This window comes from Pseudomonas sp. HLMP (genome assembly GCF_046365545.1).
Classification (GTDB): domain Bacteria; phylum Pseudomonadota; class Gammaproteobacteria; order Pseudomonadales; family Pseudomonadaceae; genus Aquipseudomonas; species Aquipseudomonas guariconensis_B.
Map to the genome: position 1 here is coordinate 3,251,585 of NZ_JBDLLR010000001.1, position 19,701 is coordinate 3,271,285.

The 19,701-nt window shown below is 66.3% G+C and carries 20 protein-coding genes and 1 pseudogene; 6 read left to right on the plus strand and 15 right to left on the minus strand.

Annotated elements, in window-relative coordinates; all coding sequences use genetic code 11:
- Together ABFA30_RS15125 and ABFA30_RS15130 are read left to right on the plus strand one after the other, a co-directional pair.
- Window positions 1–1,002 carry an ATP-binding protein gene (locus ABFA30_RS15125; protein ID WP_225789109.1) on the plus strand — a complete coding sequence of 334 codons (1,002 nt, stop codon included), beginning with the start codon at window positions 1–3 and terminating at the stop codon, window positions 1,000–1,002.
- 83 nt (window positions 1,003–1,085) lie between these two features.
- Window positions 1,086–1,670 (plus strand): vWA domain-containing protein, encoded by a 585-nt coding sequence (locus ABFA30_RS15130; RefSeq protein WP_410045627.1) that lies wholly within the window; start codon window positions 1,086–1,088, stop codon window positions 1,668–1,670.
- A gap of 118 nt (window positions 1,671–1,788) precedes the next feature.
- Here the strand turns inward: ABFA30_RS15130 and ABFA30_RS15135 are convergent, their stop codons facing one another.
- Complete coding sequence (locus ABFA30_RS15135; protein WP_016392598.1) at window positions 1,789–2,055, minus strand: hypothetical protein; 267 nt, start codon at window positions 2,053–2,055, stop codon at window positions 1,789–1,791.
- A 331-nt stretch (window positions 2,056–2,386) separates the two neighbouring features.
- Between ABFA30_RS15135 and ABFA30_RS15140 the strand changes: the two genes are divergently transcribed.
- Window positions 2,387–3,712 (plus strand): sigma 54-interacting transcriptional regulator, encoded by a 1,326-nt coding sequence (locus tag ABFA30_RS15140; protein WP_368816802.1) that lies wholly within the window; start codon window positions 2,387–2,389, stop codon window positions 3,710–3,712.
- A gap of 30 nt (window positions 3,713–3,742) precedes the next feature.
- Here the strand turns inward: ABFA30_RS15140 and ABFA30_RS15145 are convergent, their stop codons facing one another.
- The 11 genes and pseudogenes from ABFA30_RS15145 to ABFA30_RS15195 form a co-directional block, all read right to left on the minus strand.
- Window positions 3,743–5,944, minus strand: a complete 2,202-nt coding sequence (locus tag ABFA30_RS15145) for an LTA synthase family protein (protein ID WP_410045628.1) — start codon at window positions 5,942–5,944, stop codon at window positions 3,743–3,745.
- A 286-nt stretch (window positions 5,945–6,230) separates the two neighbouring features.
- Window positions 6,231–7,508 carry a hypothetical protein gene (locus tag ABFA30_RS15150; protein ID WP_225787721.1) on the minus strand — a complete coding sequence of 426 codons (1,278 nt, stop codon included), beginning with the start codon at window positions 7,506–7,508 and terminating at the stop codon, window positions 6,231–6,233.
- Between the two features lie 46 nt (window positions 7,509–7,554).
- On the minus strand, window positions 7,555–8,295 hold the full coding sequence (locus tag ABFA30_RS15155; RefSeq protein ID WP_225787722.1) for a hypothetical protein: 741 nt from the start codon (window positions 8,293–8,295) through the stop codon (window positions 7,555–7,557).
- A 35-nt stretch (window positions 8,296–8,330) separates the two neighbouring features.
- A complete protein-coding gene (locus ABFA30_RS15160; protein ID WP_225787723.1) occupies window positions 8,331–9,011 on the minus strand; it encodes a C39 family peptidase in 681 nt (226 codons plus the stop codon).
- 60 nt (window positions 9,012–9,071) lie between these two features.
- Window positions 9,072–10,049: a heme utilization protein gene (locus ABFA30_RS15165; RefSeq protein WP_225787724.1), complete on the minus strand. Its 978-nt coding sequence runs from the start codon at window positions 10,047–10,049 to the stop codon at window positions 9,072–9,074.
- 46 nt (window positions 10,050–10,095) lie between these two features.
- A complete protein-coding gene (locus tag ABFA30_RS15170) occupies window positions 10,096–10,674 on the minus strand; it encodes an adhesin (protein WP_225787725.1) in 579 nt (192 codons plus the stop codon).
- Window position 10,675: 1 nt separating this feature from the next.
- Window positions 10,676–11,125 (minus strand): hypothetical protein, encoded by a 450-nt coding sequence (locus ABFA30_RS15175; protein ID WP_225787726.1) that lies wholly within the window; start codon window positions 11,123–11,125, stop codon window positions 10,676–10,678.
- A 295-nt stretch (window positions 11,126–11,420) separates the two neighbouring features.
- Window positions 11,421–11,972 carry an AAA family ATPase gene (locus tag ABFA30_RS15180; protein WP_225787965.1) on the minus strand — a complete coding sequence of 184 codons (552 nt, stop codon included), beginning with the start codon at window positions 11,970–11,972 and terminating at the stop codon, window positions 11,421–11,423.
- Window positions 11,969–12,538: a nicotinamide riboside transporter PnuC gene (gene pnuC, locus ABFA30_RS15185; protein ID WP_225787727.1), complete on the minus strand. Its 570-nt coding sequence runs from the start codon at window positions 12,536–12,538 to the stop codon at window positions 11,969–11,971. The genes ABFA30_RS15180 and pnuC overlap by 4 nt, the downstream gene beginning before the upstream one ends.
- 254 nt (window positions 12,539–12,792) lie before the next feature.
- Window positions 12,793–13,527: a methyl-accepting chemotaxis protein gene (locus ABFA30_RS15190; RefSeq protein ID WP_410046047.1), complete on the minus strand. Its 735-nt coding sequence runs from the start codon at window positions 13,525–13,527 to the stop codon at window positions 12,793–12,795.
- A gap of 138 nt (window positions 13,528–13,665) precedes the next feature.
- Window positions 13,666–14,427: pseudogene (locus ABFA30_RS15195) on the minus strand (cache domain-containing protein); the annotation flags it as partial.
- Between the two features lie 302 nt (window positions 14,428–14,729).
- Here ABFA30_RS15195 and ABFA30_RS15200 point away from each other — a divergent pair.
- Entirely contained in the window at window positions 14,730–15,560 is an 831-nt protein-coding gene (locus ABFA30_RS15200; protein ID WP_225787728.1) for an undecaprenyl-diphosphate phosphatase, read from the plus strand.
- Between the two features lies 1 nt (window position 15,561).
- Window positions 15,562–16,005, plus strand: a complete 444-nt coding sequence (locus ABFA30_RS15205; protein ID WP_225787729.1) for a DUF1294 domain-containing protein — start codon at window positions 15,562–15,564, stop codon at window positions 16,003–16,005.
- A 341-nt stretch (window positions 16,006–16,346) separates the two neighbouring features.
- Here the strand turns inward: ABFA30_RS15205 and ABFA30_RS15210 are convergent, their stop codons facing one another.
- Together ABFA30_RS15210 and ABFA30_RS15215 are read right to left on the minus strand one after the other, a co-directional pair.
- Window positions 16,347–16,694, minus strand: coding sequence for an MmcQ/YjbR family DNA-binding protein (locus tag ABFA30_RS15210; RefSeq protein WP_225787966.1), 348 nt, complete (start codon window positions 16,692–16,694; stop codon window positions 16,347–16,349).
- 4 nt (window positions 16,695–16,698) lie between these two features.
- Window positions 16,699–17,601, minus strand: a complete 903-nt coding sequence (locus ABFA30_RS15215; protein ID WP_410045629.1) for a LysR substrate-binding domain-containing protein — start codon at window positions 17,599–17,601, stop codon at window positions 16,699–16,701.
- Between the two features lie 133 nt (window positions 17,602–17,734).
- Here ABFA30_RS15215 and ABFA30_RS15220 point away from each other — a divergent pair, with 133 nt between their 5' ends.
- Entirely contained in the window at window positions 17,735–18,346 is a 612-nt protein-coding gene (locus ABFA30_RS15220; protein ID WP_225787731.1) for an FMN-dependent NADH-azoreductase, read from the plus strand.
- 50 nt (window positions 18,347–18,396) lie between these two features.
- Here ABFA30_RS15220 and ABFA30_RS15225 read toward each other — a convergent pair whose 3' ends face one another.
- Complete coding sequence (locus ABFA30_RS15225) at window positions 18,397–19,596, minus strand: MFS transporter (protein ID WP_368816356.1); 1,200 nt, start codon at window positions 19,594–19,596, stop codon at window positions 18,397–18,399.
- Window positions 19,597–19,701: the final 105 nt, after the last annotated feature.

Here is a 19,701-nt window from a genome sequence, read left to right on the forward strand (position 1 = left end):
ATGAGCGAACCCCTGCAATTTCCACTGGCTGCCGTGGTCGGCGCCGACGACCTCAAGCTGGCCCTGTGCCTGACGGCCATCGACCCGAAGATCGGCGGTGTGCTGATCGAAGGCCCGCGCGGCATGGCCAAGAGCACCCTGGCCCGGGGCCTCGCCGACCTGCTGGGCGAAGGCCCCTTCGTGACCCTGCCGCTGGGGGCGACCGAGGAGCGGCTGGTCGGCACCCTCGACCTGGATGCCGCGCTGGGGCAGGGCAAGGCCCAGTTTTCCCCGGGCGTGCTGGCCCAGGCCGACGGCGGCGTGCTCTACGTCGATGAAGTCAATCTGCTGCCCGACCCCCTGGTGGACCTGCTGCTCGACGTGGCGGCCAGCGGCACCAATCGTATCGAGCGCGACGGCATTTCCCATCGCCATGCGGCGCGCTTCGTGCTGATCGGCACCATGAACCCGGAGGAAGGCGAGCTGCGCCCGCAGTTGCTCGACCGCTTCGGCCTCAACGTCGCCCTCGAAGGGCTGGCGCAACCCGAGGCACGTCAGCAGATCATCCGCCGGCGCCTGGCCTTCGACAGCGATCCGCAGGCCTTTTGCGCGCAATGGGCCCAGGCCCAGGCGCAATTGCGTGAGCGCTGCCACGGCGCGCGCCAGCGCCTGGAGCGCATCCCGCTGGACGACCAGGCCCTGGCCTGGATCACCGAACGCTGTTTCGCCGCTGGCGTGGACGGCCTGCGCGCCGACCTGGTCTGGCTGCGTGCGGCCCGGGCCCACGCTGCCTGGCGCGGGGGCGAAACGATCGGGCAAGACGACGTGCAGGCGGTAGCGGAGTTCGCCTTGCGTCACCGGCGCCGCGCCTCGCCGCCGGACACGCCCCCCCATGCGGCAACCAGTGCCGGCAATGGGCAGACCGAGCTTCAGGGTGGGCCGGGCGATTGGGGGGCGTTGCCGCCGCAGGCCGTGCCCAGCGGTGCCCGGCGCGAGGTGCCGAACTGGGCAAAAAAGCCCTGAGCATTCGCCAGCCCGACGCGTTGGCGGCGGATGCCAGGCCCCGCGTCGGAAAGCTGGCAGGTGCGCCCCGTGGACGAGCGCGGATGGCGGGTGCGGGAAAGGTGGCCTGGTTGCCGACCCTGCTCAAGGGCCGGCCCCGCCAGCGCCAGGACCTGTGCTGGCAGCAGCGCCAGGCCCAGGCGCCGGAATTATGGCTGGTGATCGTCGATGCCTCGGCCTCCACCCGTCGTCACCAGGCCTTGGCCCAGGCCAAGGGGCTGCTGGCCGAACTGTTCGATCAGGCCTACCGCCAGCGTGCACGCCTGGCCCTGGTGACCGCTAGCGGCGGCGCACCGCGCTGGCAGCGCCAGGGGCTCAAGGCGTCGGGGGCATTGCAACCCTGGTTGCAGGCGCTGGGGGCGGGGGGCGGCACACCGCTGATCGCGGCACTGGAGCAGGCGCACCAGTGGCTGCTGGCCCGGGGCAAGCGTCACCCCCAGGAGACACAACGCTGCCTGGTGCTCACCGATGGCCGCCTGCAACGCTGGAACGCACCACGGCCGATGCCCTGCGCGACCGTGCTGGTGGACATGGAGCTGACAGCGGTACGTCTGGGGCGGGCACAGCGGCTGGCCGAACAACTGCAGGCCGAATACCGGCACATCCAGCAGTTCAGGGTACGTGACTGATTAAAGAAGGGAAGTCGCGCCTGCGGCGCAATGTCGCAATAAAGAAAGTTGCCAGGCCAGGGCGGTAGAAAGTTGCACAAGTGCGTGGCTCGGCACGCACTTGCAAGTGGCCGCGATATTACTTGGGCATCGACCAGGGTTGCAGGTCGTAACCTTTTTCGCAAAGTTCGGCGCGTACTTCCTCGATCAGGCAGGCCCACTGCGCGGGGTCGGAATAGATACGCGAGGAAACTTGCTTGCTGCCGATACGGGTGCTGGTCCGGTCGATCACTGCCAGGCTCAGCTCACCAGTGCCATTGGGTGCATCCCAGGCTACGCACTGGAAGGGTTCGAAGGCGTGGTCGGCGATCAGCAGTGCTTCGTTGACACGGAGCGGGGCATTCATGGTTCGGTCTCTCTATGGTCCCAAACAGCGAAATGAAGTCCGCGTTGCTCAAGGTCGAAGGTAGGCAGCGCGGGGTTACTTGTACTGATGCTCCATGTTGGGGGTGAAGTCACAGGGTCGTTGAAATTTTTTTTAGTCTGCAAAAGTGTTGCCGTGGCCTGTGCCGCCTGTGACGTCGATAACTTTGAAAAATTCCCGGATGACCCGCTGATGACAGCAACCGGCAGACAAACGGTAGTGGGGAGCGTCAGGTTCATTGCTACTGTTAATTCGGGCGCTGCAACTTACTGTTTCTACGTGAAAAACCAAAAATTGGCGCCAAGGAACGGTCATGCTCGAAACCGCCTCTCAACGCCGCTTGCTGATCGTCGATCCCTGCGACGACTGCCACCGTCTACTACCGGGCCTGCGAAGCGTCGGCTGGGATGTACACAGCTGTACCCTGTCGGCCGCGCTGGAGCATCGCTGCGATGTCGGCCTGCTGCGTCTGCAGGCCTCGCACCTGCGTCACCCCGATGCGGTCAAGGACATGATCAAGCGCAGCAACACCGAATGGATCGCCGTGCTCAGCGCCGAGGAGCTGCGCATGCAGAACGTCGGGGATTTCGTCTGCGAGTGGTTCTTCGATTTCCACACCCTGCCGTTCGATGTGTCGCGGGTCCAGGTCACCTTGGGCCGTGCCTTCGGCATGGCGCGCCTGCGCGGCAAGGGCTCGGTGCGGGTGGACGAGCCGGAGCACGAGCTGCTGGGCGACAGCCGGCCGATCCGCGAACTGCGCAAGTTGCTGGGCAAGCTGGCGCCCACCGAGTCGCCGGTGCTGATCCGTGGCGAGAGCGGGACGGGCAAGGAGCTGGTGGCGCGCACCCTGCATCGGCAATCGCTACGGTGTGACAAGCCCTTCATCGCGATCAACTGCGGCGCCATTCCCGAACACCTGATCCAGTCCGAGCTGTTCGGCCACGAGAAAGGTGCTTTCACCGGTGCCCACCAGCGCAAGGTGGGACGCATCGAGGCGGCCAACGGCGGCACTTTGTTCCTCGACGAGATCGGCGACCTGCCCCTGGAATTACAGGCCAACCTGCTGCGCTTTCTGCAGGAGAAGCACATCGAAAGGGTGGGCGGGGACCAGCCGATCCCGGTGGACGTGCGGGTATTGGCCGCGACCCACGTGGACCTGGAGAAAGCCATCGAGCAGGGACGTTTCCGTGAAGACCTCTATTACCGGCTCAACGTCCTGCAAGTGGTCACCGCACCGCTGCGTGATCGGCATGGCGATTTGTCGATGCTGGCCAGCCACTTCGCCCATTTCTACAGCCTGGAGACCGGCCGCCGGCCGCGCTCGTTCAGCGACAGCGCCTTGGCGGCGATGGGCCGGCACGACTGGCCAGGCAACGTGCGCGAGCTGGCCAACCGGGTGCGGCGCGGGTTGGTGCTGGCCGAGGGGCGGCAGATCGAGGCCCAGGACCTGGGCTTGCAGACCCTGGAGCAGGAAGATCAGCCGCTGGGCACCCTGGAGGACTACAAGCACCGGGCCGAGCGCCAGGCCCTGTGCGACGTGCTCAGCCGGCACAGCGACAACCTGAGCATCGCCGCCAAGGTGCTGGGGGTTTCCCGGCCCACCTTCTACCGCTTGCTGCACAAGCACCAGATCCGCTGATAGCGTGGGCGGAGCCTGCCTGCGCAGCGTTCAGCCAGAGTGGGCGACTCGCCCGTCCTGGAATTCCTCGACCGTCTCGTCTTCCCCCGGCAACGCAGTGATCACACTGAAGTCGCTGACCTCGACCTTGCCTCCGCCATAACCCAGCAGGTGGAAGGAAAACGCCTTGCGCTGGGAAGGGTTGTCGAAGCTGAACTCCAGCACCAGCGGCTTCTTGGTGGTCACTCTCATCTCTTCGGGCAGCCCGAGCGGCACGTCCTGTTCGAACTCCTTGGCCTTGAGGCGGATGTAGGCCACGTGCCGTGGGTCGAGGGAGCGCACCTTGAGCCGTACGCGGGTATGGGAGCCTTCGGGCATCTCCAGGTACTGGGCGCCGATCAGGTTGTCGGCCCAGTCGTCGCGGATGCGCTTGTGCAGTGGGATGGCGGCCGGGCCACCGAACTGGTAGCGCAGGTTGAGCGGGGTTTGCAGCAGGGACTGGTCCAGTGCGCTGGCCAAGGCCGTGAGCTGCTGGCCTGTGGCTTCGTCACCGCGGCCGAGGTATTTGGCGCGATCGGCGATGAAGCCTTGGCTGGCATAACGCCGGCAGCGCTGCTGGAAATCGCACTCGGTCAGGGTGCCGTGGCCGTCGTGGTAGCGCAGCATGCCGTTGGTGAAGGAAATCATCTCGCGGCCGCTGTCGTAGTCGCGAAACAGCGAGCGGCCGCCCAGGGCTGCCGGGATCGGCAGGCTGAAGTAGTCGAGCAGGGAGGCGGCCAGGTCGACATGGCCATAGGTGCCCTGCTTGATGCGTGGCAACTGCGCCTGTTCCGGGGCCAGGGTCAGGTTGAAACCCCAGGACGAGGCCAGGCGTACGCCATCGATGCCGTGGGACTCGTCGGAGGTGATGACCACCAGGGTGTCTTTCAACACGCCCTGGCGCTCCAGGTCGTCGAGGAAGCGGCCCAGGGCATCGTCCAGGTAGGCCACTGCCGCCTGCTTGGGTGTGGCGTAGCGGCGCAGGTAGTGCGCCGGTGCCGAATAGGGCTGGTGCGTGCCGACGGTCAGCAGGGTCAGCATCCAGGGTTGTTTCTGCTTGCGCAGCTTTGCCACGTACGCCTGGGCGCCTTCGAAGAAGGCCCGGTCGTCCTTGCCCCAGGGGAAGTCGAGGTAGTTGGCGTTGCGGAACCATTCCTGGCCGTGGACCGAGTCGAAGCCGATGTGCGGCATGATCCGGTCCTTGGCCATGAAACGCAGGCCCGCGCCTTGCAGGTAGTGGGTGGTGAAGCCGGCTTGGCGCAACTGGGCCGGCAGGCAGGCCTGGTTGCGCAGGTCCTGGGTCAGCAGTTCGACGCCCTTGGGCGTGCCGTTGGCCATCTTGTCGTAGTCGCCGCAGAGCATGGCGTACAGGCCACGGATGGTCTGGTGGGTGTGCAACACGTAGTCGGGCGTGTTCATGCCGCGCTCGGCCCAGCGGCTGAGGTTGGGCATGAGCTCTTCGTCGAAGCGGCTGTGCAGGGCCTGGCGGTTGGCGCGTACGTAGGCGCCGGGGATGCCTTCGAGGGTGATCACCAGCAGGTTGCGGGCCTGACCGGGTGTGGCGAGCAGTTTGCGGCCGTTGAGGTCCGACTGCACCAGGCCGGCGGTGGGCAGGGGGGGGACCGTCGGCTCGTCGCCCAGCCAGCCACGGGCCTGGCGCTGCAGGTCGCCGACGCCAGCGGATAGAAGTTGGTGCGGCAGGTTGTACTGGCGCCACTGGTCGGCCTCGGAGGGGACCAGGTGCTGGCTGGCCCAGTGCGCGCCCAGCAGTAGCAAGGGGATGGCCCAGGCCTTGCGCGACAACGCCATGGCAGGCCGGCCGCGGCTGCGCCAGACGGCCAGCAGCCAGGCCGCCAGGCCCGCGACCAGGACCCAGGGCAGCCATGGGTGGGCGAGGGCGCCGCCGGTGGAATTCTCCATGAACTGTGGGTCGAGCAGGTAGGTCAGGTCGGCGCTGGTGGGCAGCCTGCCCACGGCACTGACCAGTTCCGCCGAGCCCACCATCAAGGCGCCCCAGGCCAACAGTACCGGCAATGCCAGCCACCAGGCACGGCGGTGCAGCAGCAGGAGCAGCAGGCTGCCGATGGCCAGGTCGGACAGGTAGCCGAGCGGGTCGGACCAGCCGAGCAGGGCTCGGATGCCCAGGGGAAGCGCCAGTACCAGGCCCGCCAGGGCGAGCAGCCGGGTGCGGGGATGGCCGAGCCTATCGTTCACAAAAAAAGTTCCTTCTTGCCATGAAGCTGTCACAGAGATGTGCTCCATGATAACAGGCGCTCGGCAGAAGGCGGGGGTTACAGGACGGCCTGCCGCTTGGGCGGGGCGTGGGTGGGGCAGAGGAACTGCGGGCCAAGCTCCGCTCTCCCTGCATAATCGCATCTTCAGACGATCCACTCGGACCTTGTGGGAGCGGGCTTGCCCGCGAACAAGGGCGAAGCCCTTGCCAGGCACCGGTGGTGTCGGGAGGGCCGCTGGCCGGCCAGGCAGGGCCTCCCGGGCCGGCTCAGAAGTAGTACGGGAACTTCAGGCTGAAGGTGAAATCCGGGGCGTCGTCGGTCAAGCCGATCGCCAGGTTCGGCACGATGGTCAGGTTGTCGGTGGCCGCCAGGGTCATGCCGATGTTGAAGTAGGCGGCGTTGGCGTCGCTGCTCTTGACGTCGGCCCAGCGGTCGCCGGTTTCCGCCGACTTGATCCGCGAGCGGCGGGCGATCAGGTCGGAGACCGAGAACGACATGGACATCTTCTCGTTGAGGGCGAAGGCGATACCGGCACCGATCTGGAAGCTGTCGCCGATCTTCACCTTGCCCGGCACTTTCTGGTTGACCGTGGAGCTGACGTCGCTGAACGACTCCTCGAAGGTGTGGGTATACGACAGGCTGCCGAACAGCACCGCCGGATCGTAGGTCTTGACCAGCGAGATCCCCGGGGTGATCGACCAGACACCGTTGCCGGTGGGCAGGTCCTCGGGGTAGCTGAGGTTGTCGTTCTCCGCGTCGCGCAGCAGCTTGATGCCGAACGGGTCCTTGCCGGTGGGCGCCTTGACCCGCACGCTGAACACCGCATCGGGGGTGTTCTCCGACTCGTCGAGGAACTTGTAGGCGATGCCGAAGTTGACGTCGCCCAGGGTCGGGTCGCGGGTGACGGTGTGCTCGGAAACCCCCTGGGCGTTGCCGCCGACGCCGCCGGATTGGTAGGTCGACTCGCGGTAGACGATCGGCACGTTGACGTCAAACTGCCAGCGCTGGTCGTAGTTGTAGCGGGCGGTCAGGTCCAGGGTCCAGTTGTCGGCCTTGATCCGGTCCAGGTTGATGTTGCCCAGGAAGATCGAGTCCAGCGCCAGGAAACCGTTGAGGATCAGCTGGCGGGTGTCGTAGCGGGCATAGGTGATGCCGGTCTCGACACTGAACTTGCCGCCGCCGAAGAAGCCGCTGGCCTCGTCGTACAGGTTGGAAACGCTCTGCGCCGGTTCCGAATCTTCCTTGAGCGACTCACCGTAGGAAGAGCCTGTGCCGGAGGCGGCGATGGCCTGGTTGTTGCGCGGCTGCGAGGCGGGTGAACGGGTCAGGCGTTGGGGTTGCGGCGTGGCGGGCTGTTCCTCCACCTGGCGGACCCGCTGTTCCAGGACCATCAGGGCCTGCTGTTGGGCCTCGTAGCGCGCCTTGAGCGCCGCCAGTTCGGCTTTGAGGGCTTCCACCTGGGGATCGGCTGCCGCGTACAGCAGCGAAGAAGGTAACAGGGTCCCCAGGCAGACAACTGCTTTCAACGACATCGAACGATGCATAAGTTAGCCGTCCCTTCCAACTGCGATGATTGAGACGAAGCGTAGATCAATATCCCGAGATCCGTAGGCCCTTGAGCTGATCAAGGTTGCAGTTCAGCGCACCGGCCGAAGGCAGGTTGTCGCGCAGCACCACGTTGAGCTGGGTCAGGTTGTTGACCGCGTTGCTGCCGCCGAGCAAGGTGGTGGTCTGCAACAGGCCGCCATTGGACAGGCGTTGCAGGCTCTGCCCCTGGTTGTTGTTGGCCTGGATGGACATCTGGATGCCCTTGCCGGTGTTCGACACGCTGAGGGTGCCGGCGTTGTTGCTGTTGGTCAGGGTGGTGCCGGCGGCCAGGACCTGGCCTTGCGGCACGGCCGTGGGCGCCTTGCCGCCTTCGCTGACGTTGATGGCCACGTCGTTGTAGGCGCTATTGTTGTCGCCGGCGGCACGTACCGATTGGGTCACCCCCTGGGTATTGACCAGCCCGGCGCCGCCGTTGACCAGGCCGTTGCCGCGCCCGGGCGCCGCGCCGCTGCCGTTGTCCCCGGACATGGACACGTAGAACTGGGGCTTGAAGGTGTTCTGCTGGACCTGCAAGGTCGTGGTCGCGCCGATACGGTCACCGGCGGCGTTCTGCCAGGTACTGCTCATGACCACGCCGAAACTGATGATCCGCCCGGGCATCACATAACGCCCACGCAGCTCGGCCAGTTCCTGGTCCTTGATCTCGATGGGCTTGAACAATTGCGCCTGGGCGGGGAGGCTGGTGGCCAGGCACGCGGCGACCAGCCAGGTGGTAGTCTTCATCGCTGCTCCCCGGGGCTCCATGCCCCTTGTAATCATTAGAAGAAATCGCTCTGGATGAAGCCGAACTCCATCAACTGCGCGTCATCCACCGGGTAGAAACCGTTGATACGGTTGCGGGCGGTCACCGGCGCCGGCGGGTCGAGTAGGGCGTTGGCCTTGTCGTAGCCAGGGCCTATGACGGCGAAGATGATGCCGTTCCAGCCTTTTACGAAATCGTCGAAGGTGTAGCGTTTGTGGCCCAGCACCGGGTCGCCGATGTAGACCCAGCCCTTGTCGATGCGCTGCAGCACGACGAAGTGCTTGTAGCCACGGATGTCCATCAGCACCACCACCGGGATGCTCACCCGGTGCAGGCTGTCGGGGTCGACGCGGTAGCCACGGGCACGCATGCCGATGCTTTCCACGTAGCGCTTCATGTCGAGCATGGAAAAGCCCTGGACCTGGACGGTGTCCTGGTCGGAATGGGCGAGCATGCCTTCGATGACCTGGTGCTCATCCACGTCCAGCCAGTAGGCCTGCTTGAGGATGGTCGCCAGGGCGGCGGCGCCGCAGCTGAAATCGGTCTTCTGTTGCACCAGGTCGGCGAAGCGCCGCTCCCGTATGCTCTGCACCGGCTTGTACACGAGGGTACCGCCAGGCAGTGCCGCGATAGGCATCTGCGCGGCCTCGACGATGCCGGCAAGGAACACGAGCGTGGCAAGCAGGACAATGCGCATGACCCTCTCCACCTGGCAGAGACAGGGAAAGGGGCCCCGAAGGGCCCCGATCGACTGGTGTTACATGCAGGCTTTGCAACCTGCGGCGATGGACAGCGAGTTGCTCTGCTGGTTGCCGGAACCGGCCGAGACGTTGGCACCGACGTTGCCCGACACGCCGTTGAGCGAGTTGGACATGACGGCAGTGTTGGTCACAGGGTTTTTCCAGCCGTTGGGGGTCAGGACCTGGTAGGAGGCGACGCCAGCCAGGCCGAAGGTGCCCTCTTCGTGGAACTTCAGAGGATCCTTGTCGACCTTGCCGCCTTTGTGGCCATGGCCACCGCTGCGTTCGTCTTCCACGTAGCCCCAGCCGTTACCCTCGTAGCTGCCCCAGGCGGCGAAGCCTGCATGCAGGGTGTCCTTGCTGTAGGTGCGGTCGGCGTTGTTCTGCACGTTCAGGCCACTGGTGGTCTGGTTGGCACCGGCGCTGGCCACGGCCACACGGCCGCCGGACACGGCGATCGCCAGGTTGTTTTTCTGCTGGTTGAAGTCGCCAGCGGTGACGTTGACGCCGATGTTGCCCGAGCTGCCATTGGCCGAATTGGTCAGGCTGGCGTTGTTGTAGGTGGAGTAGTTGGCAACGGTGTTGCCGCCGTTGGTCTGGGTCGCGGTGGACAGGGCCATGGCGCTGCCGAAGATGAAGTTTTCGTCGGCGGTGGCGATGGCGGCGACGTTGTCCTGCTGGTTGCCGTCACCGGCGGCCACGTTGGCGCCCAGGTTGCCTTGGGAGCCGTTGGCGGAGCTGTCCATCCGGGCATCGTTGCGGGTGGCCTGGTTGAGCACCTGGTTGCCACCATTGCTCTGGATGTCGGTCACGGTGGCGGCGGAGCCGGCAGTGATCAGCAGTTGCAGGAGCAGGTTGTCGTTGTTGTTGTGGCCGTTATGGCCGCCGTTGTGGCCACCGTGGTTGTCGTGACCACGTCCGCCGGCTTGTGCAGCAACTGCCATGACCGCAGCGAGGGCGAATACCAGAGGCTTGAGTGCCATTTTTGGTTTCATGGTGTTTCTCCGCTTTTCGTTGTTAAGTGTTGTGTTGCCACTCGGGTCAATCCGCGACCCGTACGCTCAGGGTGTTGGCCATTCGGTTGCCCACCCCGGCGCTCTGATTCAACTGGATCACTCCGCGGCTGCCGGTGAAGGCCTGGTCACTGGTGGTGACCTGGCGACTGCCGGGTGCGCGATCAGTTGCGTCGGAGCCGTTGGCCAGCGAGACGTTCTGCTGGCTGAGAAGGTTGTCGTCGATGCTTTGCGGCGCGGCGCTGATGCCGATCCGCACGGCATTGGCCTGTTGCGTGGCGGCACCGGCGGACTGGTTGATGCCGAGCATGCCGCTGCCGTGGCTGAAGGCATTGCCGCTGATGCTGGCGCGGGCATCCAGTGCCGGATTGGCCTGGAAGTCGCTGCGCTGGCGGATCTGCGTCGAGGCGTTGGCCTGGGTGCCGATGGCGATCGCCCGGGCGTTGGCCTGTTGCAGGGCATCGCCGGCGGCCTGGTTGATGCTCAGGTTGCCCTGGTAGGCGCGGCCACTGGCATCGAGGGTGGCGTTGTCCACCACCGGCGATGCGGCCAAGGCATGGCCTGCGGAGGCAGCCAGGCACAGCAGGGAGAGGGTGAGTGCGCGCATGTCATTGGCCCCGGGTCAGGATCTGCAGCGGCGCCAGGCCGCGCTGGACGTTCTGGTTGACCGTGTTGGCGATGCTGTTGCCGCCACTGGCACCAGCGGCCGAACCGCCGGCCATGCCCGGCAGTTGCGACTGGACGGTGCCCATGCCGCGCAGGTTGCCTGAGTGGTCGGGGGTGAGCATGCGGTTAAAGGTCGAGCCACTGGCCACGTTGGCGAAGTCACCATCGGTCAGCTCGTTGGTCTGGGCGATCACCCGAGGCGACTGGTCGGTGTTGACGGTGGTGGGGTAGGGGTCGGGTGTGCCGGTCGCTCGGGCGGCCTGGCGGGCCTGGACGTCGCGGGTCAGGACGATGATCCCGTTGCCGCCGGCCTCGGCCGGAAGAGGAAGGGTTGCGGCGGTCAGGCAACCCAGGACAAGCAGTGCAGGCAGTGTATTGTTCTTGTTCCCCACGGCGATGCTCCCTTTCTCTGTACGCTGGCCCTTGAGCGTTGGCAGAGGTAGAGCGAAAGCCGTGCCGCTTTTGCTTTTTGCTTGTTAATCAATAGCTTGTGGTGTGAACAGGGCGATGCCGGTGTTGACCTGTGTCACGGTTGATACACCACGGCCCCCGGTGAGCCGCCAAGCGTTGAAGAACCTGGCCCCGAGGGCTATTCGCAGCGCTGTATCAGCCCTGAGACACTTCCCCCGGATTTGCGTCAGCGGCCCCAGAAATGGGGCTTTGCGTCCCCGTCGCTGTATCAGCGCGTTAACACTCGGTGGCACAGGCTGGCAGCTGGCCATCGAGCAGCTTCGACACCGCGGCCAGGGCCTGGGCCTGACGTTGCGGCCAGCCGCCCTCGATCACCTGCAGCGGCTGGCGGTGGCGGCGTAGCCAGTCCAGGCTGTCGGCGAAGAACGCCTGGCGCTGCGGCAGGCCAGGCTGGCAGCGCTGGCCGTCGCCGACCCAGTCGACGCCGTGCGGGCTGAGCAGCAGGTGCAGGTCGTAGCGGCGTGCGAGCAGGGCTTGTTCGATCCAGGGCGGGCAGTCGCCGAACAGCACGCGGCTCCAGAGCAGGTTGCTGAGCAGGTGGGTGTCGAGGATCAGCAGTTCGGGTGCCTGCTGGCGGGCCAGGTCTTCCCAGGCGAGCTGGCCGCGGGCGATCGTCGGAATATCGGCGTAGCAGGTATCGCGTTGCTCGCGATCGATGAAGTGACGCACGTACTCGCCCACCACCAGGCCACCGAAATGCGCCTGGAGCTCGCCGCTGAGCCAGCTCTTGCCGCTGGACTCGGGGCCGCACAGCACCAGGACCTTCATGCGGCGCAGGCCAGCGCCGGGTCGCGCCGCCATTCCAGCCAGCCGCGCAAGGCGATGAGGGTGAACAGGGCATAGAGCGCGGCGGTCAGGTACAGGGCCTTGTGCAGGAACAGGCCGACGAAGACCACGTCCACCACGACCCACAGCGCCCAGCACTGCAGGCGCTTCTGCGCCATCCACAGCTGCGCCACCAGGCTCAGGCCGGTCAGGGTGGCATCCAGCCAGGGTTGGGCGGCGTCGGTCCAGTGCGCCATGGCCGCGCCCAGGCCCAGGCCGGCCAGCAGGCCGATCCCCAGGCCGCCAAGCAACGGCGCGGTGCCGAGGCGGGTCACCTGGCGCGCGTCCTCGACCCGGTCCGGGCGCGTCCATTGCCACCAGCCATAGAGCTGCAGCACGGCATAGACCAGTTGCAGGAGCATGTCGGAATACAGCTTCACCTCGTAGAAGACCCAGCTGTAGAGCAACACCATCACCAGGCCGATCGGCCAGCACCAGGGGTTCTGCTTGACCGTGAGCCATACGGCGATGACGCCGAGCGCGGCGGCGAAGAGTTCGAGGCCGGACATCGGCGATCCTTGGGGGAGGGAAAGGGCGCGATTGTAGCTTGTGGGGCGGGGAAGGTGAATCGTGGGGCGGCTTCGAGGTGACCGCCTTATGCAGGAGGTGTTCGGTCTGGCCTATTCGCGGGCAAGCCCGCACCCACATGGCCCTGCAAGCCGCATCATACGCGATCTACTCGGAACCTGTGACGGTTGACGCAGGACCCTGTGGGAGCGGGCTTGCCCGCGAAGGGCCGCAGAGCGGCCCCAGGCTACAAGGCTCAGACCCGAAACTGGCGCAGCAACTGCTCCAACTCCTCGCTCAGCCGCGCCAGGGCCGCCCCGGCATCGCGCGACTGCAACGCCGCCTCGGCGGTCTGCTGGGACAACCCGGCGGTATCGAGGACATTGCGGTTGATCTCTTCGACCACATGGGACTGCTGCAAGGTCGCGCTGGCGATCGAGGCATTGAGCGCGGTCAGGTTGTGCAGCGCCTGGCTGATCGCGTCCAGGCTGCTGCCGGCTTCGCGGGCCTGCTCGACGGTCTGGCGCGAGGCCTCGGCGCTGGTGTCGATGGCCCTGACCGCCGCTTCCGACTGGCCTTGCAGGTGCTCGATCATGGTCTGGATCTCGGCGGTCGACTGCGCGGTGCGCTGGGCCAGCAGGCGCACCTCGTCGGCGACCACGGCGAAGCCACGGCCCTGCTCGCCGGCGCGAGCCGCCTCGATGGCGGCATTGAGGGCGAGCAGGTTGGTCTGTTCGGCGATCGAGCGGATCACTTCCAGCACGCCGCCGATCCGGGTGCTGTGCCCGGCCAGTTCACGGATCACCTGGACTGCCTGGTCGATCGTGGTCGAAAGCCGGTCGATCTGCTGCAGGCTGCCGTGGATCGCCTGCTGGCCGTGGCCGACCTGCTGTTGCGCGGCGCGCATCTCGCTGGCGGCCTGTTCGGCGGTCTTGGCCACGTCCTGCACGGCGTAGGTGACTTCGTTGACAGCGGTGGCGACCTGGTCCATCTGCAGCGACTGCTGGGCGCTGCGCTCCTGGGCGGAGCCTGCGTTGTCGCCGACGTGGCTGGCGGACTGGGCCAGGGCATGGGCGGCCCCCTGCAGTTGGCCGACCACGCCCTGCAGCTTGCCGTTGAAGTGATTGAAGTGCTCGCCCAGGTGGGTGATCTCGTCGCGGCCATGGGTGTCCAGGCGCCGGGTCAGGTCGCTCTCGCCGCTGGCGATGTTGCCCATGGCGTGCACCGCCTCCTGCAACGGGCGGGCGATGCTGCGGGCGATGAGCACGACCAGCAGGGCCATCAGCAGGGCGATCCCCAGGCCCACCAGGGACGCATCGCGCACCTGGCGGGCGAATTCGGCCTGCACGTCATCGATGTACACGCCCGAGCCGATGATCCAGCCCCAAGGCTCGAACAGTTGGATGTAGGAGGTTTTGGCCACGGCCTCGCTGGCGCCGGGCTTGGGCCAGCGGTAGTCGACCGGGCCTGCGCCCTGGCTGCGGGCCAGGGCGACCATCTCGTTGAACACGGCGAAGCCGTCGGGGTCGCGGACGGCGGAGAGGTCCTGGCCGTCGAGCTTGGGGTTGACGGGATGCATGACCATCCTCGGCCCCAGGTCATTGATCCAGAAATAGTCGTCCTTGTCGTAGCGCAGGCCGCGTATCACCTGCAACGCCTGTTGCTGGGCGGCCTCGCGGCCCAGCGTGCCGGCCGCTTCCAGGCCCTGGTAGTAGGCCAGCACGCCGGCGGCGGTCTGCACCACGTGGCGGGTCTTCTCGGCCTTGGCCTGGTACAGGCTGCCGTGCAACTGGCGCAACATCAGCAGGCCGAGGATCACCAGCATGGCCACCGCCACCACCAGGATCAACGACAGGCGCCGGCTGATCGACATCGACCTCAGGGTCTTCATGAGTGCTCACTCCCGTATTCGTTCTTGTTATCAGGCGCATCCAAGCACGCTTTCGCGGCGGCCACACACTCGACCAAGGGCTAAGTGCCTGGCGCGGCGATCCGTGTTGCATGCGGCACAAGCCATTGGCAGGCCGCTCTGATAGGATCTCGGCCGCGCAAGATGAAACCTTTAGGCTCGCCGAACTTTTCCACTGGCTTGGCGATCGACTGTCGCTGTAATACAGCCGGGCCGTGCGCGGCAATTCATAAGCAAATCAAGAACAAGGGGCCTGCACGCCGCAGTGCCTCATTGGGGGAACGATGGATTTTTGGAATGCCTTCCAGGCAATCATCTTGGGGATCGTCGAGGGATTGACGGAGTTTCTGCCGATCTCCAGTACCGGCCACCAGATCATCGTGGCCGACCTGATCGGCTTCGGTGGCGAGCGCGCCATGGCCTTCAACATCATCATCCAGCTGGGGGCGATCCTGGCGGTGGTGTGGGAGTTTCGCCGCAAGATCTTCGACGTGGTGCTTGGCCTGTCGAGCCAGCCCACGGCGCGCCGTTTCACCAGCAACCTGCTGCTGGCCTTCCTGCCGGCGGTGGTGCTGGGGGTGCTGTTCGCCGACCTGATTCACGCCTACCTGTTCAACCCGATCACCGTGGCCGCGGCCCTGGTGCTGGGCGGGGTGATCATGCTCTGGGCCGAGCGACGCGAGCATCGCATCGAGGTCGACCATGTCGACGACATGCGCTGGAGCCATGCCTTGAAGATCGGCTTCGTCCAGTGCCTGGCCATGATCCCAGGGACCTCGCGCTCGGGCTCGACGATCATCGGCGGGCTGCTGTTCGGCCTGTCGCGCAAGGCCGCCACCGAGTTCTCGTTCTTCCTGGCGATGCCGACCATGGTGGGTGCTGCGGTGTATTCGGGCTACAAGTACCGCGAGCTGTTCCAGCCGGACGACCTGCCGGTGTTCGCCATCGGCTTCGTGGTCTCGTTCATCTTCGCCATGATCGCCGTGCGTGGCCTGCTCAAGTTCATCGCCAACCACAGCTATGCGGTGTTCGCCTGGTACCGTATCGTCTTCGGCCTGCTGATCCTGGCGACTTGGCAGTTCGGCTGGGTCGACTGGGCCACGGCGCAGGGCTGACATGGCGCGGGTGCAGAGTGCGGCACGGCGCGGCGCCGGCCGCGAGGCAGCGGGCGTGCGCAACCTGCGCCTGAAGCTGCTGGCGTTGGCCGGATTGTGCCTGCTGCCGGGGCTGGGCGCGGCGCAGATGGCCTGGAGTGGGCAGTCCTGGCTGCCGCTGGCGCTCTATCCAGCGGTGAGCCTGGTCAGCCTGCTGCTCTACTGGCAGGACAAGCACCAGGCCCGTACCCAGGCCTGGCGTACGCCGGAGAAGGTGTTGCATGCCAGTGAGCTGTGCGGCGGCTGGCCGGGGGCTCTGCTGGCCCAGCAACTGTTCCGCCACAAGACGCGCAAGCTGTCGTATCAGTTGACCTTCTGGGGCATCGTTGGCTTGCACCAGGTGTTCTGGATCGACCATCTGGTGCTGGGCGGGCGCTGGCTGGGGTTCATGGGCGTTAGTGGTTGAGCTGGCGTCGTCCCCATCGCCGACAAGCCCCCACGGATTTCTGTGCATGGCGCAGATTCGGGAACACCGCTGGCCCGTGTGGGAGCCGGCTTGCCGGCGGATGGGCCGGCTCTGACAGCATCGGTGTATGGCAAGGGCTGCGCCCTTGTTCGCGGGCAAGCCCGCTCCCACACGGGCCCTGCAAGCCACCCATGCGTGATCGGCTTGGCGCCACAGTGGCACAGGGCTCGGATTTGCGAGCAGCACTGCTTCACCGGGGTGAGTCGAGCACACATGATGCGGTTTGCAGGGACCTGTGGGGGCTTGCTGGCGATGGGCTGCAAAGCTGTCCCCAAGCCCCCTCACTCGATCAGCAACCCCGCCTGCAACCGCCTGGGCAGCCGCCTCACCACCAACTGGTGCGAGCGCTGCAACAGCTCGCACAGCTCTTCGCGCCCCATGGGGTAGGGCGGTGCCATGCTGATCCAGCGTGCCCGTGCCAGGTAGGGCGCCGGGCGGATGCCAGGGCGGTCGCAGTAGCCGAGGAACAGGTCGTCGGCCACCTTGAACGACAACCCCGCTCCCGCCAGGTCGAGCACCGCGAACATCTTGTTGCCTGCCACCGAGAACACCCGGATACCGCCCCACTTGTAGTCTTCCCGTGCCCCGGGCAGCCCCAGGCAGAAGGCCGCCACTTCGTCCGGTGTCATCTTCCTAGACATAGCGCTCTCCACAACCCTCGAACGACGCCGCCAGGTGGTCGATCCACACGCGCATCGCCGGCAGCAGCCCACGCCGGTGAGGGTAGACCGCCTGCAGCCACCCGCCTGGCAGCGACCAGTCAGGCAGCAGGCGTACCAGTTCGCCACGCTCCAGTTCCTCTTCGCAGAACATGCTCGGCAGGGCCGTGAAGCCCAGCCCGGCGCGCACGGCCGCCTTGCGCACGACGAAGTCGTCGATGGCCAGGCGTGGCTCCAGCGCCACTTCCTGTTGCTGGTCATTTGACCCGATCAGGCGAAAATGCACCAGCCGATCGGCCTCGGTCGCCCCCAGCACCGGCAGGCTGGCCAGCTCCGACGGGTCTTGCAGGTGGTCGGCGAAGCCCGGGGCGGCCACCAACTGCATCTGTGCCTGGCGCAGCCGGCGCGTGACCAGGGCCGGTTCTTCGTCGCCCAGGTCCCGCACCCGCAGGGCCACGTCGATGCCCTCGGAAATCAGGTCGACCCGGCGGTTGAGCAAGACCATGTCCAGCTGTACCAGCGGGTACTGTGCGAGGAAGCGGCTGATGACCTCTGGCAGCAAGGCATGGGCCAGGGCCACCGGGCACGACACCCGCAGGCGCCCGCGCGGCTCGCTGCTCATGCTCGCCACCACTTCGTCGGCGGCCTCTGCCTCCAGCAGCATCGCCTGGCAATGGTGCAGGTAGCGCTCGCCCACGACGGTCAGCTTCAGTTGCCGGGTGGTGCGCTGCAGCAGTCGGGTGCCCAGGCGCTCTTCCAGCTCGGCGATACGCCGCGACAGGCGCGACTTGGGGATGCCTAACTGGCGGCCGGCGGCGGCGAAACCACCGGCCTCGACCACCTTGGCGAAGTAGAACAGGTCATTGAAGTCTTGCATTGGCGTATCTCATCGTTCCATACATAGGACAAACTAATGCATTTTTGCAGGCTTATCAGTCATTCGATGGGCCTATAGGATTCTCTCCATCGTGATCGCCCACCGCCGCGGTCTTCATTCACAGGAGAGTCCCATGAAACTGTTGCATATCGATTCGAGCATCCTGGGCGACAATTCCGCCTCCCGCCAGCTCAGCCGCGAAGTGGTCGAGGCCTGGAAAGCCGCCGACCCGAGCATCGAGGTGGTCTATCGCGACTTGGCCGCCGACGCCATCGCCCACTTCTCCGCCGCCACCCTGGTCGCCGCCGGCACCCCCGAGGACATGCGCGACGCCGCCCAGGCCTTCGAGGCCAAGCTGAGCCAGGAAACCCTGGACGAATTCCTCGCCGCCGACGCCGTGGTGATCGGTGCGCCGATGTACAACTTCACCGTGCCGACCCAGCTCAAGGCCTGGATCGACCGCATCGCCGTCGCCGGCAAGACCTTCCGCTACACCGAAGCCGGCCCGGAGGGCCTGTGCGGCGACAAGAAGGTGATCCTGGTCTCCACCTCCGGTGGCCTGCACCATGGCCAGCCAACTGGCGTCGGCCACGAGGAGTTCCTCAAGGTCCTGCTTGGCTTCATCGGCATCACCGACCTGGAGATCGTCCGCGCCCATGGCCTGGCCTACGGCCCGGAGCAGCGCAGCCAGGCCATCGACGCCGCCCAGGCGCGGATCGCCAACGAGCTGTTCGCCGCCGCGTGATCGTGGTCTTGTAGAAAACCGGCTGGCGCCTCGTGCGTCAGCCGGTTTTTTCATGGGGCTTGCAAGCGTCGGCCACGGCGGGCGAGCAACAGGCTCAGGCCCACCCCTGCCAGGGCGAGCAGGGCGGCGGCACAGAAGATCGAGGCATAGCCCAGGTGCACGGCCACCGCGCCCATCACCGGGCCGGCGATGGCCAGGGCCAGGTCGAAGAACACCGCATAGGCGCCGAGCCCTGCACCTCGGCTGCTGCTGGGCACCTGCCTGATCGCCTCCACGCCCAGGGCCGGATACACCAGCGACAGGCCGAAGCCGGTGAGGCCGGCGCCGAGCAGCGCCCAGGCCGGCGAGGGCGCCAGCCACAGCAAGGTCAGCCCCAGCACCTCGGTGGCCATGCAGGCGATGGCCACGTTGTAGCCGCCGAAGCGGTTGACCGCGTTGACGAACAGCAGCCGGGAGAGGATGAAGCACAGGCCGAAGGCGCTCAGGCACCAGGCCGCGCCAACCCAGCCGCGTTCCAGGTAATAGAGGGTGACGAAGGTGGTCAGGGTGCCATAGCCGATCGACGCCAGGGTCAGCCCCAGGCCACAGGGCGCCACCCGGCCGAAAGCCGACCAGAAGGGCAGCCGCTCGCCCTGCACGACCACCGCGTTCGGCCGGGTACGCAGCACTAGCAAGGCGAGCAGGGCCAGTGCCAGCAGGGCCGGGCCGAGTGCACTGAAGCCCAGCCCGTCCACCAGCAGCACGCCTGCCGGCGCGCCGATGGCGATGGCGCCATAGGAGGCGATGCCGTTCCAGGAGATCACCCGCGCCGTGTGCTCGCTGCCCACCTGGCCGATCCCCCAACTCAAGGTGGCCACGCCGATCAGCCCCTGGGCGATGCCCAGCAGCAGTCGCCCACCCAGCAGCAGCAACAGGCTCAGCCAGGGCAGGGCGAGGGTCCAGGCCGAGAGCAGGGTCAGCACGCCGCAACCGGCGATGCCGTACAAGCCATAACGGATCGCCCGCTTGCCGCCCAGGCCGTCCGCCACCCGTCCGGCGAAAGGCCGGCTGAGCAGGGTGGCCAGGTATTGCAGGCCAATGGTCAGCCCGGCGATCACCGCACCGAAACCCAGTCGGTCGTGCACGTAGCTGGGCAGCACGGCGATCGGCAGGCCGATGCAGAGGAAGGCGATGAAGGTATAGAAGACGATCGAAAGGATCTGCTGGGTGATGCCGAAGGTGCTGCTGGGGGCGGGCTGATGCGCGGTCATGGGCTCGTTCGCGGGTGGGCGGTGGGGCAGGAGCCCATCATGGCGGGTGCCGGATGGAAAAGAAAGCAGGCTAACGATTTTTTCGTCTGCCGGTCAGTCGGGTGG